Raw genomic sequence first — 15,216 nt, 5'->3', positions numbered from 1 at the left:
ATCTTAAATTATAAATGGATTGTACTGTTTCTCATGGCCAACTGTGGTCATCTCCCCGTGACCCGGATAAACATAAGTCTCATCGGGAAGAACAAATATCTTCTCTTTCACAGACCTGATGAGATCACTGGTTGAGCTGGTGGGAAAATCTGTTCTTCCAACGGATTCCTCAAACAGTGTATCTCCGCTGATAAGTATATTATCATCCTCAAAGTAATAACAACAGCTGCCTGATGTGTGTCCGGGTGTCTTAAGCACCCTGCATTTAAGACCTGCAGCAGTTATCTCTTCGCCGTCTCTGTAAAGAATATCAGGAGAAACACTAAGGTCCATTCCATAGCTGTTTCCAAGGTTAAGGTATGGATCCTTACAGATAGCTTCCTCTTCCTTAAGGCATCCAAGCTTAGCCCCGGTAAGTTTCTTAAGCTCTGCCGCTCCGCCAATGTGATCAAAATGTCCATGGGTCAAAAGAATCAGATCCACTACGATTTGATTCTCCTTAAGAGCTTCAAATATCCTGGCCTCTCTGTCTGCCGGATCAAAAAAGATGCAGTGTCTGTTGCCTTCAGCATCTGTTTCATCCTCTTTAAAGACAAAGTAACAGTTGGTGCCAACCATTCCCAAAGTGAACATTCCGACCTTAGTTTCAGCCATCAGCCTGTTGTCCTCTCTATATCGATTACGCTGTCGATCTGTCTGATCTTGTCCACAATATCTCTAAGCTGATCCCTTGAAGAAACCTGGAAAGATGTCTCCATGGTAGCAAGACCCTGCTTGCTGGTACGGGTATTCATGGACAGGATGTCTATATCTTTTTCAGTAAGGGCTCTTGATACATCTGCAAGAAGACCACTTCTGTTATTGGCAAAGATCTTGATGGTAGCTGCGTACTTACCACCAGAAGCGCCAGAATCAGCCTGCCATCTGGCTTCAATAAGTCTGGTTCTGTCTTCTTCCTGCATCTTGATAACATTGATGCAGTCCTTTCTGTGGATGGATACGCCTCTTCCTCTTGTAACAAATCCGCATATGTCATCACCAGGTACAGGGTTGCAGCACTTGGAGAACCTTACCGCAACGTCATGAACGCCTTTAACAATGATGGCGTTATCAGAACCTGAAACCTGAGGAGTTACATTGGATTCAGCAACAGCTGCAAGCACCTCTTCGTCAGTGATGTTGCGCTTGTGCTCCTTGTCACCAAGCTCTAAGATCTTGTTGATGATCTGACCTTCCTTAAGGCCCCCGTGGCCTACTGCAGCAAGAACCGCATCCCATTCATGGAATCCGTACTTTCTTGTGACAATAGCCTGGAATTCGGGCTTGGCAATGGTGTAATAATCCATTCCCTTGGATTTGCAATATTCTATCAGCAGCTCTTTTCCCTTAAGGACGTTCTCTTCCTTAAGTTCATGCCTGAACCACTGATTGATCTTGTTCTTGGTGGATGTGGACCTTGCGATAGAGAGCCAGTCTCTGCTTGGTCCCTTGGAATTCTGGCTGGTTACAACCTCGATGCGGTCACCATTCTGGATCTTGTAGTCAATAGGCACAAGTTTGCCATTGACCTTGGCACCGATCATCTTATTACCAACAGCTGAGTGAATACTGTAAGCAAAATCGATAGGTGTTGATCCTGCAGGGAGGTTCTTAACTTCTCCAGTTGGAGTGAAGCAATAAACGTCTTCAGAGAAGAGGTTTAAGTCGCTCTTTAAAAGACTCATGAACTCCTGGTTGTCAGAAAGATCCTGTTGCCATTCAAGGATCTGACGAAGCCATATGAGCTTCTCTTCCTCACCGCTATCAGCCTTTTTGCCATCAGAAGACTCTTTGTACTTCCAATGGGCAGCGATACCGTATTCAGCTGCCCTATGCATATCATAGGTTCTGATCTGAATCTCAAATGGCTGACCAGTCTGTCCAATAAGAGTTGTATGAAGGGACTGATACATGTTGGGCTTGGGCATTGCAATGTAATCCTTGAATCTGCCCGGTATAGGCTTATAGAGCTCATGGATTACACCAAGCGCAGCATAACAGTCCTTGACTGTATCTACAATGATACGAATCGCAAACAGATCATAGATCTGATCAAGTGACTTATTCTGGTTGCGCATCTTTTTATAGATGCTAAAGAAATGCTTGACTCTTCCGTTAACCTCACCCTTAATGCCAGCAGCAGCAATGTTCTTACGAACATTTTCGCAGATCTCTTCTACGTAGCTCTCTCTTTCGCTCTTTCTTGCTGCAACCTTCTCAGCAAGATCCTTATATACGTCAGGCTTGAGATACTTAAGAGAAAGGTCATCCAGTTCAACCTTGATCCTGCTGATACCAAGACGTCCAGCGATAGGTGAATAGATGTCCAGAGTCTCCTGGGCAATCCTCTGCTGTTTCTCTGGAGGCATATGCTCAAGAGTACGCATGTTGTGGAGTCTGTCCGCAAGCTTAATGAGGATGACTCTGATATCCTTGGCCATTGCAAGGAACATCTTACGAAGGTTCTGAGCCTGCATATCAAGCTGCTCAGGAGTCTTGCCTGTATTGTCTGATGTCAGCTGCAGAGCTGTCAGTTTGGTAACGCCGTCAACAAGAAGTGCTACGTCGGTACCAAATTCAGCTTCTATCTCTTCCTTAGTACAGATGGTGTCTTCAACGACATCATGAAGAAGCCCTGCTGCGATGGTCTCTTTATCCATCTCAAGATCAGCAAGGATTATAGCTACGCAAAGTGGGTGAATGATATATGGTTCACCAGATTTGCGCAGCTGTCCCTCATGAGCCTGTGCCGCCTGTTTGTAAGCCTTCTCTATAAGGGAGATATCATCAGAGGGGTGATACTTCTTGACTCTGGTGATAAGGCCCTCATAAAGGCTCTCAGGAGACTTAAACTCAGGGATTGCTTCAATTTTTCCGTCGTCAAAGTGTTGAGACATCTAAAATTACTTCCCCTCGTAACTAAGTGCTGCGTCTAACCTGTATTTGCTAAGTCTCTCTCTTCCCTTAAGACCCTTAAGCTCCATGAGAACAAGGATACCAGCAACTTCGCCGCCGAGCATCTCAACAAGCTTGATCATAGCTTCGATTGTTCCGCCTGTTGCCATAAGGTCATCTACTAAAAGAACCTTCTGTCCTGGCTTGATTGAGTCCTTGTGGAGCTCAAGTGTAGCCTGACCATACTCAAGGTCATAAGAAACTTCTACTGTCTCACAAGGAAGCTTGCCCTTCTTTCTAACAGGAACAAGTGCCTTACCTCTGTTATATGCAATAGGAGCACTGAAGATAAATCCTCTTGACTCAGCTCCAAGTACTACGTCAAAATCAAGGTCCTTAATAAGGTCCTGCATCTGGTCGATAGCAAGTTTGAACCCCTCCGCATCCTGAAGAACAGAGGTAATATCTCTGAACATAATGCCTGGCTCAGGAAAATCCGGTATTGTACGTACGTAATCTTTTAATTCTTTCATGGTTATACCCTCTCCGCATCGATTGAAATTATATTACGATGCATAACAAAATAATTCGACATATTATTATAATAAAAAGAGACAACAAAGAAAAATGTTGTCTCTTTTTCTGTACAATAGAGCTGGAAAAGGGACTTGAACCCTCGACCTACTGATTACGAATCAGTTGCGCTACCGACTGCGCTATTCCAGCCTTTATATAAGCCGTATTTAAAGTGGATTCCAGATCATTCCGGAATCCACCTTAGCAACTTCATTATTATAAATTCATATTAGAAGATTTACAACTTTTTCTTTTTGGGAGCAGCCTTCTTGGCAGGGGCCTTCTTAGCTGTATTCTTCTTGGCAACTCTCTTTAAAGCTTCCTCAGAAATAATGTTGAAGATCCTCTCTTCCTCGATCTTCTCATACTTTTCTTCAATAGCCCTCTCCTGCTCCTTAAGCTCTTTTTCATACTTCTGCTTAAGGTCTCTAAGGAGCTTCTCCTCTTCAAGGGACTGTTTCTTCAAAAGAGCTTCCATGCGTTCCTGCTTTTCCTTCTCTTTCTTGATCTCCTGCTCTTCCTTGATAGCACGGATCTTCTTTTCCTGATCGGTATAAGGAGTGTAGCTGAAGATAGCAAGAGAAACAGGCGCCATTTCGATGGAGATTGAATAGTTTCTTCCATCTACCTCCTTGCGTCTTGCTTCTTTTCTGCCCTGGTTGAGCATTCCCTTTCCGCCATAGTTGGTATTGTCTGAGTTAAAGATCTCAAGGTATCTGCCGTCAGCGGGAACTCCTATCTCGAATTCCCTGTCAACGCCTGCCATATTGGCAACTACAACCAGCATCTCATCCTCATTTTCAGTCTTTCTTACAAATGCCAGCATACATTCCTCTGAAGCAAGGACGTTTATCCACTCAAAGCCTGCATCACTGCCATCAAGGACATGGAGCGCAGGTTTCTTGTAATAGAGTTCATTGAGATCTTTTATCATGTTCTCAACAAACACAGACTGATCAACTGTAAGGGCATCAGGCTCCATGTAGAGGTGCTTTCTGCCAGGGTGAACCATCATAAAGCTGACAGCAAGGCGAAGGTTTGCCATCTTCTGGGATGAATCGCCAGGCATGCGGTAATACAGACCCTCAAGACCTTTCTCAATGTCTTCATGAGTAAACGCAAGGACAAATCTCTCTGTATAGCTGTAGATAAGACTGAATGTAACCTCATCGTGGTGTCCAGCTCTGAACAGAGGATCATTTTCCATATATGACAGGAAATCTCTGCTCCAGCCATTGTTCCACTTAAAGTCAAATCCAAGGCCGCCCTCTTCAATGCCTTCTGTAACATGTGGCCAGCAGGCAGTTTCTTTGGTGAAAAGAATTATTCCAGGATAATTCTTGTGAAGAACAGATGTAAACTGCTTGAGGAACTCAAGAGCCTCCAGATTCTCATTGCCACCGTAGATATTTGGCATCCACTCACCGGGCTTGCGATCATAGTCAAGGTAAAGGATCCTTGAAATATCAGAGGACCTTATTCCATCGATGTGGAACTGATCGACCCAATAGATCGCATTTGAAATAAGGAAATTAGTAACTTCCTTTCTTCCATAATCAAAGATAAGATCGCCAGACTTAGGGTGTATTCCAATCCTTGGATCAGCATATTCAAACAGACTTCTTCCATCAAACTCGCTAAGACCACAGGATGATTTAGGGAAGAATGTTGGAACCCAGTCAAGGATAACTCTGATACCAGCCTCATGACATGCATCAATAAATTTCTTGAAATCTTCAGGAGTTCCATAGATTTCATCCAGGGCAAAGAAATTCAAAATGTGGTAGAAATGTCCTGGAACATGCTTCATTACAGGCATGAGTTCAATGGTATTAAAGTCATGGTTAATTACATATTCAAGGACGTCTTTAGTGATCTCCTCCATGGTGCTCTTGCCTTCATGTCTTCCAGCAAAAGCCTCAAGGCTGATCTCACAGATAGAAACAGGATCCTCATCCAAATTGAGGTTCTTTCTGCCTGCTATCCACTTTTCATCAGTACAGTTAAAGGATGGAGTCTTGGTTATAACGGAAATAACGCCATTCTCTCCCTTGGACTGAATTGCATATGGATCAGGTCTTTTTAAGATAAGTCCATTTCTGGTCTTGATCTCAAACTGATAGCCATCGCCAACCTTGGCACCAGGAATGAATATCTCAAACACACCTATTGGATCAAGTCTGTGCATCTGACATATTCTGCCATCCCAGTTATTGAAATCACCAATAACACTGACTCTTGCAGCAGAAGGAGCCCAAACCGCAAATTCACAGCCCTCTATCCCGTTCCTCTTCATGGGATGAGCGCCCATCTTTTCATATATCTTAAAGTGGATACCGCTTCCAAGCTTGATGAAATCCTCTCTGTCCATGAGAGGGCCAAAGGCATATGGATCGTAGACCTTGGTCTCATTGCCATCTGCATCAGTGATAAGCAGATGATATTTTAGCTTGTCTACATAGGGTACGATCACGGCAAAGAAACCAGCCTCATCAGCAAGTTCCATTTCATAGCTCTTTTTGCTGTTCTCGATGTAAACCTTGATAGAAAGAGCATCTGGATAAAACGCCTGGATAAGGAAGTTATTGCCGACCTTATGGGCGCCCAATATTCTGTGGGGATCATCACCATCAGAATAAATGATCTCTTCGATTTCAGGCCAGTTCATCATCTTGTACAGTTTATTATTCACGGTAATCCCTCCATAAGTTATCAATATATTTATATCTTACCACAAATGTCATGGATGAATAAACCACTGAGAAGTTTTGGTTCAAACCATGTTGACTTAGGAGGCATGAGCCTTTTCGCATCTGCCACTTCAAAAAGTTCTGAAATTGAAGTCGGATACATGGAGAAGGCAAGACACATATCACTGTCAGCTCTCTTTTCAAGTTCAGAAAGTCCCCTTATTCCGCCAACAAAGTCAATTCTCTTATCAGTCCTTGGATCTCCGATTCCCAGGATTGGAGAAAGAACTTCATTCTGAAGTATAGATACATCAAGGCCCTCAACAGCATCATCCTTCAAAAGATCCTTATGCGCAGTTAATCTGTACCACTTCTTATTAAGGTACATTCCAAACGAAGCCTTCTTATCAGGCTTAACAGCCTCTGACTCAGCAGCAACATCAAACTTCTCTTTTATCTTATTAAGGAATTCCTCTTCAGAAAAACCATTCAGATCCTTTACAACCCTGTTGTAATCCATGATCATAAGCTCAGAATCAGGGAAAAGAACTGACAGGAAGTAGTCAGACTGCTGCTTGCCCTTAAGGCTTCCCTTTCCTTCCTCTCTCATCTTAAGGCCCACCTTTACTGCAGAAGCACATCTGTGGTGACCATCAGCGATATAGATATCGTTAATTGTAGTAAATACGCGGCTTATCATGTTGTTCTCATCTTCATCTTCCATAAGCCATACTCTATTTCTTACATCCCCATCTGAAACAAAGTCATAAACAGGCTCATCAACACTCTTTACCTTGTTTACGATCTCGCTTATAGTCTTGTTTTCTCTATAGCACAGAAAAATAGGACCAGTCTGAGCCTTGCAGGTATAGACGTGTTCGATCCTGTCTTTTTCCTTTTCTTCTCTGGTGTTCTCGTGTTTTTTGATCACTCCGTTTAAGTAATCATCTACAGAAGAAAGCGCTACAATTCCTGTCTGACTTCTGCCCTTAAATGTAAGCTCATAGATGTAGTAGCAGTTTTCTTCATCCTGGATAAAATCTCCCTTGGCCATTCTGTCTCTGAGCTCTTTTGCTGCTCTTTCATATACTTCAGGAGCATACATGTCATGATCAGGCTCAAAGAATGTCTCTGGTCTGTCGATTGTAAGGAAAGAATCAGGATTCTTTTCTACAACCTCTCTGGCCTCCTGTCTGTTATATACGTCATAGGGGAGAGCTGCGATCTTCTCCACCTTGTCAGTTGCCGGTCTGTACGCTTTAAAAGGTCTGATATCCGCCATTTTTCATATCCTCCATCAAAAAAATATAAGGAGAGACCTTGCGAAGCACAAAATCTCTCCCACTATTTTACTATATTTTCTTAAATTAAACGTCTTCTCTTACGACTCTTACTCTGATAACGCCGTCAATCTTAGAAAGCTTTTTAACGATCTCAGGAGTTACCTTCTCTTCAAGGTCGATAAGTGTGTAAGCATAGTCACCTCTTGACTTGTTGGTCATGTCAGAGATGTTCATGCCCATATTGCCGAATACTGTTGTGAACTGACCAATCATGTTCGCCACGTTCTTGTGGAAGATACCAACTCTTGGTCCATGGCATACGCCCATGTCGCAGTTAGGAAGATTTACTGAATTGTTGATGTTACCATTCTCAAGATAATCCTTCATCTCAAGAACAGCCTTAACAGCACAGTTGTCCTCTGACTCCTCTGTAGAAGCTCCAAGGTGAGGAATAACGATACATCCATCGTGACCTGCGATAACAGGATTTGGGAAGTCAGTAACATACTTCCTGATCTTGCCTGAATTGATACCAGCAAGAACATCAACTTCATTGCAGAGAATATCTCTCGCAAGGTTGATGATGATAACACCCTTCTTCATCTTGGCAATGGCATCCTTATTGATCATACCCTTTGTTGAGTCAAGAGCAGGAACATGGATTGTGATAATATCACACTTTGAATAGATGTCATCCACATTAGTTACGTGCTTAACATCAGAAGAAAGCCTCCAGGCTGCATCGATTGAAAGATATGGATCATAGCCATATACTTCCATGCCAAGCTGTCTTGCTGAGTTAGCAACACGGACACCGATAGCTCCAAGTCCGATGATACCAAGCTTCTTACCAAAGATCTCTGTACCAGCAAATTTCTTTTTTGCCTTCTCTGTGATCTTGGCAATATCAGGATCACCAGCGTTAGCCTTAACCCACTCTGTTCCACCGATGATGTCTCTTGATGCGATGAGCATAGAAGCAAGAACCATCTCTTTTACGCCGTTGGCATTAGCGCCTGGAGTATTGAAAACAACAATACCTTTCTCAGCACATCTGTCGAGAGGAATGTTGTTAACACCAGCACCAGCTCTTGCGATTGCAAGAAGAGTGTCTGAAAACTCCATCTCAAGCATGTTGGCACTTCTTACCAGAATACCCTCAGCATCGTCAACGTTATCAACTGTCTCGTACTGATCCGTGAAATTATTAAGACCAATCTTGGCGATTGGATTTAAGCATTTGTACTTGTACATTTTATCCCCCTATTATGCGTTTTCTTTCTCAAACTTATCCATGAACTCTACAAGCTTCTTAACACCCTCGATAGGCATAGCGTTGTAGATACTTGCTCTCATACCACCAACTGTTCTGTGTCCCTTAAGGCTTACAAATCCAGCAGCTGTAGCCTCCTTGATAAACTTGGCATTGAGATCCTCAGAATCAGTAACAAATGGAACATTCATAAGAGAACGATCCTCAGGTCTTACTGTTCCCTTGAACATCTTGCTCTGATCAAGATAGTCATAGAGAACTGCAGCCTTCTCTTCATTTCTCTTCTTCATCTCTGCAAGACCGCCCTGCTGTTTAAGCCACTTAAATACAAGACCGCACATATAGATGCTCCAGCAGTTAGGAGTGTTGTATAAAGAGCCATTGTCAGCCTGAGTCTTCCACTTGAGCATTGTAGGTGTATAAGCAGGAACATCATCTGTGATGAGATCTTCTCTGATGATGCTGATAACAAGACCAGCAGGTCCTACGTTCTTCTGAACACCGCCGTAGATAACACCATACTTGGATACATCAACCGGCTCAGAAAGGAAGCATGAAGAAACGTCAGACACAAGAATCTTGCCCTTAGTATCAGGGAGCGTCTTGAACTTGGTTCCGTAGATTGTGTTGTTCTCGCAGATATATACATAGTCAAGATCATCAGAGATATCAAGATTTGAGCAGTCAGGAATATATGAGAAGGTCTTGTCTGCACTTGATGCAAGCTCTATAGCCTCTCCATACTTCTGAGCTTCCTGATAAGCCTTTTTAGCCCACTGACCTGTGATGATATAACCAGCCTTGCCATTCTTCATAAGGTTAAGAGGAACAGCTGCGAACTGCTGGCTTGCTCCGCCCTGTAAAAAGAGAACCTTATAATTGTCAGGAATGTTCATAAGATCTCTGATATCCTGCTCTGCAGTCTCAATAACGCTGTCAAAGGTCTTGGATCTGTGACTCATCTCATTGATGGACATTCCACATCCATTGTAATCAAGCATCTCTGCTGCAGCCTGTTTTAATACCTCTTCCGGAAGTACTGCCGGACCAGCTGAAAAATTATAAACTCGTGACAATTTAAATCTCCTCCTTAGTATTACTTTTTCACTTTAATAACTTAAAGTTAATTGTAAACGCAAAAAAAATTTTGTCAATAACGTCATTCCATAATGTTTGTTATTTAATTTTTCCTTTGATGTTTTTTGTCGTTTTTGTGGAGTGATTTTAATCTTAATGTTATATCAAAACAGACTAAAACAAAAAGCAAGGAAGAGGACTAACCCCTCTTCCTTGCTCTATTTTGTATATATGAAATGTCTAATATGGATTATTTAATTCTTACAAGAGCATATGCTCCATATCCTGCTGAAACCGGGAAAGAAATTGTATGTGGATCGTCATCATTATCTTTCAAAATTTCACATTTTCCACCAGGAAGAACATGAGCGATTGCATATTCCGCGCCTTCAAAAATCCACCAATGCATAAACACTGGTGGATCAGATCAGTTTTTTAATAATACAGGATTACCGGTGTTCCCACATCAACTACTTCCCACAGAACTGAAACCGAGGATTCAGGACAGTTTATACAGCCGTGAGATCCATCTACTTTATAGATCTCCTCCCCAAACTTACTGCGCCAGTTTGCATCGTGGATACCAACTCCCTTGTGAACACCAAGCCAGTAGTTGACGTAAGATACATAATCTACGCCGCGCAGATAAGTGTGATACCTCTTATTATATACAGGGTATATTCCTGTTGGCGTTCCTCTTCCGCGATTTACATTACCTGTTACAACAGGCATCTCCATATTTAGCTCGCCATCTACATAGTAATGAAGAACCTGGTCTCCCATATTGACTTCTATATAGGTATTGCCAAGCTGCTCTTTGGCATTATAAATAGATGCGCTTTCTGATAACTGAAGGTCTCTGGTGCCAGTAAGGCCCTCTCCAGTTGTAACAGCACCCTTTAGATACTCAAACTCTGAGTTTATATCATAAATCGTTCCATCGCCTTTGCTGTTATCGTTGACGATGACTTCTTCTCCCTCACCATTTCTGTATCTGTCCATCATCCAGGAAGTATCATGGCTGTCAGCTACTCCTTTAAGAAATGCATACATCTTACTCTCACTGACAATTGGATTGCCATTTTTATCAACAGCTATCCCTTCAAAAGTATTTATCTCATCTTCCTCTGAAAGTTTCTGCTCTGCTCCATCAATAATAAACAAGCCATTACCAGGCTTCTTGGCATTTACCTGTTCCTCCAGGGCTGTCTGGATATCTTTTTCTGTAAGGATAAAGTCACTGGCTCTGCCCCTTGTAAGGGTTATGCTATCTCCTCCAACAAGATAAACAATATCCATGTCCTGAAGTTTCTCGACCTTGGAAAAGAGCTCTACCTTCTCCTTCTCTTCATCCCTAAGGTCAAGTATCTCATAACAGTCCTCCATATCAGTAAGGTCTAGGACGCTCTCTCTTTTTACCATGGCATTAAAAGCTTTTTCAACCACCACATCCTTAACCGGCACCTGAACAAAGCCATTAACAAGAGTATAGCCATCAGCTGTTTTCTCGATACTGCACTCAAGATCTGTGGGCTCCACAAAGATCTCCCAGTCAGAGACTAGAGCTATAACCTTATTCCTGTTGATATATACTGTTGGTTCATACTGGATACTTAGATTCTTAAAGACATAGAACCCCCAAAGAAATGGGTTCCTGCTATAGAAAACCTCATTGAGAGAATCTGTATAATCAATAGACATGTCAGCATCATCTGCGCTGACAAAAAGCCTTGCACCACTTTGATCCAGAATAGCTATGCCTTCGTAGGCGCTATTCTGGATAAGTTCTTCATTAACTTCAGAGACAGTTTTGCCGGTGCAATATACACCATTGATCCAGGTAAAACATGGAAAACCAACCATGTAATAAAACCCCAGAAGGACATAAACTGCCACCAGCAACAAGGCAATTGCAATCAGCCCTATTACTGAGCCCCGCAGTGCTTTTTTCATAATCTCCTATAAACCCCTCAAAAGTTTACTAAAGAATCATTTCTTTTTTGCATCAAGGTCTGATGCATCAAACGCTTCGCTGATGGATGCTCCGGCAGGTACCATAGGAAATACCTTATCATCCTCTTCTATTATACAATCAATTAGTACCGGTGTCTTAGATTTTATGGCTTTCTTCAGGGCAGGAACAACCTCAGACTTCTTGGTCACCTTAATAGCCATACATCCAAGACCTTCAGCCACCTTGCAGTAATCAACCTTGTCCTCAAGCACAGTCTGTGAATAGTGTTTCTGATAAAACAGTGTCTGCCACTGTCTTACCATTCCAAGAACGTGGTTATTTATCACGATCTCAATAATAGGAAGATTGTATCTTGAAGCTGTTGCCAGCTCGTTCATGTTCATTCTAAAGCAGCCATCACCAGCTATATTGACACAGAGCTTATCAGGATTACCTACCTGAGCTCCAATGCAGGCTCCAAGGCCATAGCCCATAGTTCCAAGGCCGCCAGATGTAAGAAATGTCCTTGGCTTATTGAACTTGTAGTACTGCGCAGTCCACATCTGGTGCTGACCTACGTCTGTAGAAATAATCGCATCGCCCTTTGTGAGATTATAGAGCTCTTCAATAACGTAAGGACATGTGAGCTTATTAGTTTCATAGCTAAGTGGATATTTCTTTTTATAATCTGAGATCTTCTTGATCCAGTCAGAGTGATCCATCTTTTCAAGCTTTGAATTAAATACCTTAAGAACTTCCTTGAGATCACCTATAACAGATACATTAGTCCTGATATTCTTGTTGATCTCAGCAGCATCAACATCCACCTGAAGAATCTTGGCTTTTCCAGCAAAGGTCTTGGCATTACCAATTACTCTGTCTGAGAATCTTGCTCCCAGAGTGATGAGAAGATCGCATTCGCTAACTCCAAAATTGGAGGTCTTGGTTCCATGCATTCCGATCATGCCGGTATAGAGCTTATGCGCTGCATCGAACGCACCTTTGCCCATAAGAGTATCACAAACAGGAGCATCGATAAGCTCCGCAAACTCCTTTAGCTCTTTTGACGCACCGGAAATAACAGCGCCGCCGCCAACATAGATATAAGGTCTCTTGGAAGCCTTAATAAGCTTAAGAGCCGCCTTAATATTCTCTTCGTCAAAGTCCCGGGCCGGCTCTTCCTCTGTTATCTGAACAGGGCGATACTCGCAGCTGGCTGCGGTAACATCCTTGGTGATATCAACGATAACAGGGCCTGGACGACCAGTCCTTGCAATTTTGAAGGCTTTTCTGATGGTATCAGCTAAAACCTTGATATCCTTGACAATGTAGCCGTGTTTTGTAATAGGCATGGTAATACCAGCAATATCAACCTCCTGGAAAGTATCTTTTCCCAAAAGAGGAAGATTAACGTTGGCGGTAATGGCTACCATGGGAACAGAGTCCATGTAGGCTGTTGCTATACCAGTTACAAGGTTTGTTGAACCAGGTCCGCTTGTAGCAAAACATACGCCAACCTTACCTGTTGATCTTGCATATCCGTCAGCTGCATGGGCAGCTCCCTGCTCATGGCTTGTAAGTATATGAAGAAAATCATCCTGCTGTTTGTAAAGCTCGTCATAGATATTAAGGATTGTTCCTCCGGGATAACCAAAAATAGTATCTACTCCCTGCTCCTTAAGGCATTCAAAAACAATCTGTGATCCAGTTAATACCATCTTTCATACTCCTCATCAAATATATATTAGACTAATCAGGCTCTTGGAATCTCCAGGATAGCTCCTCTGTTACCAGAAGTTACAAGCTCACGGTATCTTGAAAGATATCCAGTTGTAACCTTAGGCTCTCTTGGAGTCCAATTTGCTCTTCTCTTTGCAAGCTCTTCATCAGAAACCTTAACATTAAGAGAGTTGTTTGGAATATCAATGCTGATGATATCGCCTTCCTCAACAAGGGCGATAGGACCGCCAACAGCAGCTTCAGGAGATACATGTCCGATTGAAGCTCCGCGGCTTGCGCCAGAGAATCTTCCGTCTGTGATAAGCGCTACAGTTGAACCAAGTCCCATACCCGCAATGGCTGATGTAGGATTGAGCATCTCTCTCATTCCAGGACCGCCCTTAGGTCCTTCATATCTGATAACTACAACGTCGCCTGCAACGATCTTGCCGCCAAGGATTGCACCGATAGCATCCTCCTCACAGTCAAATACTCTTGCTGGTCCCTCGTGTACCATCATCTCTGGAACAACAGCTGATTTCTTAACGATACCTGTATCAGGTGCAAGGTTACCCTTAAGGACAGCAATTCCGCCAGACTGCATATATGGATTGTCGATTGGTCTGATTACCTCAGGGTTCTTGTTAAAAGCACCCTCAATATTCTCTCTTACAGTTTTACCTGTAACAGTCATGCAATCAAGATTTAAGAGATCCTTCTTAACCAGCTCTGACATAACTGCAGGAACACCGCCAGCCTCGTTGAGGTCCTCCATGTAAGTAGGGCCTGCAGGAGCAAGATGGCAAAGGTTTGGTGTTCTTGATGATACTTCGTTGGCAACTTCCATGTTGATATCAACGCCTGCTTCATGAGCAATAGCTGGAAGATGAAGCATTGTATTGGTTGAGCAGCCAAGAGCCATATCAAGAGCAAGAGCGTTCATAAATGCATCCTTTGTCATGATATCTCTTGGTCTGATGTTCTTTTCAATAAGTTTCATTACAGCATAGCCAGCCTTCTTGGCAAGACGGATTCTTGCTGAATAAACTGCAGGAATAGTTCCATTTCCAGGAAGACCCATTCCAATGGTCTCTGTAAGGCAGTTCATGGAGTTTGCTGTGTACATTCCTGAACATGATCCGCATGTAGGACATCCCTTTTCCTCGTACTCACAGAGCTTTTCCTCTGTCATCTTACCTGCAGAAACACTTCCTACAGCCTCAAAGAGAGATGAAAGAGATGTCTTGTGGCCATCGATCCTGCCCGCCAGCATAGGGCCACCGGATACAAATACTGTAGGGATATTAACCCTTGCAGCTGCCATAAGAAGGCCAGGAACGTTCTTGTCGCAGTTAGGAATGCAGACCATTCCATCAAAAGCATGGGCGATTGCAAGGCACTCTGTAGAATCTGCAATAAGATCTCTTGTCACAAGTGAGTACTTCATTCCAATATGTCCCATAGCGATACCATCGCAGACAGCGATAGCAGGAACAACAACTGGCATACCACCTGCCTCAGCAACAGCAAGCTTAACAGCCTCTGTTATCTTATCGAGGTTCATGTGGCCAGGAACGATCTCGTTATATGAGCTGACAATACCAATAAGTGGTTTGTTTCTCTCTTCCTCAGTAAATCCCAACGCATTGAACAAGCTTCTGTGAGGCGCCTGCTGAAGCCCCTTAAATACTCTTTCACTATTCATAGCCA

10 protein-coding genes and 1 tRNA gene are annotated in these 15,216 nt (G+C 42.9%); all 11 read right to left on the bottom strand.

Annotated elements, in window-relative coordinates:
* Positions 1-3: 3 nt before the first annotated feature.
* Complete coding sequence (locus tag D6855_RS03015; RefSeq protein ID WP_120737872.1) at positions 4-654, bottom strand: MBL fold metallo-hydrolase; 651 nt, start codon at positions 652-654, stop codon at positions 4-6.
* On the bottom strand, positions 654-2,936 hold the full coding sequence (locus tag D6855_RS03010; protein WP_120737870.1) for a RelA/SpoT family protein: 2,283 nt from the start codon (positions 2,934-2,936) through the stop codon (positions 654-656). Before D6855_RS03010 ends, D6855_RS03015 begins: the two co-directional genes overlap by 1 nt.
* Positions 2,937-2,942: 6 nt before the next feature.
* A complete protein-coding gene (locus D6855_RS03005) occupies positions 2,943-3,467 on the bottom strand; it encodes an adenine phosphoribosyltransferase (RefSeq protein WP_120737868.1) in 525 nt (174 codons plus the stop codon).
* Positions 3,468-3,587: 120 nt separating this feature from the next.
* Positions 3,588-3,660: transfer RNA gene (locus D6855_RS03000), tRNA-Thr, on the bottom strand.
* Between the two features lie 88 nt (positions 3,661-3,748).
* Positions 3,749-6,202 carry a 1,4-alpha-glucan branching protein GlgB gene (gene glgB, locus D6855_RS02995; RefSeq protein WP_120737866.1) on the bottom strand — a complete coding sequence of 818 codons (2,454 nt, stop codon included), beginning with the start codon at positions 6,200-6,202 and terminating at the stop codon, positions 3,749-3,751.
* Between the two features lie 29 nt (positions 6,203-6,231).
* On the bottom strand, positions 6,232-7,482 hold the full coding sequence (locus D6855_RS02990) for a DUF1015 domain-containing protein (RefSeq protein WP_120737864.1): 1,251 nt from the start codon (positions 7,480-7,482) through the stop codon (positions 6,232-6,234).
* An 85-nt stretch (positions 7,483-7,567) separates the two neighbouring features.
* Positions 7,568-8,737 carry a phosphoglycerate dehydrogenase gene (locus D6855_RS02985; RefSeq protein WP_120737862.1) on the bottom strand — a complete coding sequence of 390 codons (1,170 nt, stop codon included), beginning with the start codon at positions 8,735-8,737 and terminating at the stop codon, positions 7,568-7,570.
* Positions 8,738-8,749: 12 nt separating this feature from the next.
* Complete coding sequence (gene serC / locus D6855_RS02980) at positions 8,750-9,832, bottom strand: 3-phosphoserine/phosphohydroxythreonine transaminase (RefSeq protein ID WP_120737860.1); 1,083 nt, start codon at positions 9,830-9,832, stop codon at positions 8,750-8,752.
* A 436-nt stretch (positions 9,833-10,268) separates the two neighbouring features.
* Positions 10,269-11,786 (bottom strand): L,D-transpeptidase, encoded by a 1,518-nt coding sequence (locus D6855_RS02975; protein ID WP_120737858.1) that lies wholly within the window; start codon positions 11,784-11,786, stop codon positions 10,269-10,271.
* Between the two features lie 36 nt (positions 11,787-11,822).
* Positions 11,823-13,505 carry a biosynthetic-type acetolactate synthase large subunit gene (ilvB, locus tag D6855_RS02970; protein WP_120737856.1) on the bottom strand — a complete coding sequence of 561 codons (1,683 nt, stop codon included), beginning with the start codon at positions 13,503-13,505 and terminating at the stop codon, positions 11,823-11,825.
* 35 nt (positions 13,506-13,540) lie between these two features.
* Positions 13,541-15,211, bottom strand: a complete 1,671-nt coding sequence (gene ilvD / locus D6855_RS02965; protein ID WP_120738155.1) for a dihydroxy-acid dehydratase — start codon at positions 15,209-15,211, stop codon at positions 13,541-13,543.
* Positions 15,212-15,216: the final 5 nt, after the last annotated feature.

It is taken from the genome of Butyrivibrio sp. CB08 (genome assembly GCF_003625485.1).
Taxonomy (GTDB): domain Bacteria; phylum Bacillota; class Clostridia; order Lachnospirales; family Lachnospiraceae; genus Butyrivibrio.
The sequence above is the reverse complement of the archived record's forward strand: the minus strand, read 5'-3'. Positions and strand labels throughout refer to the sequence as shown.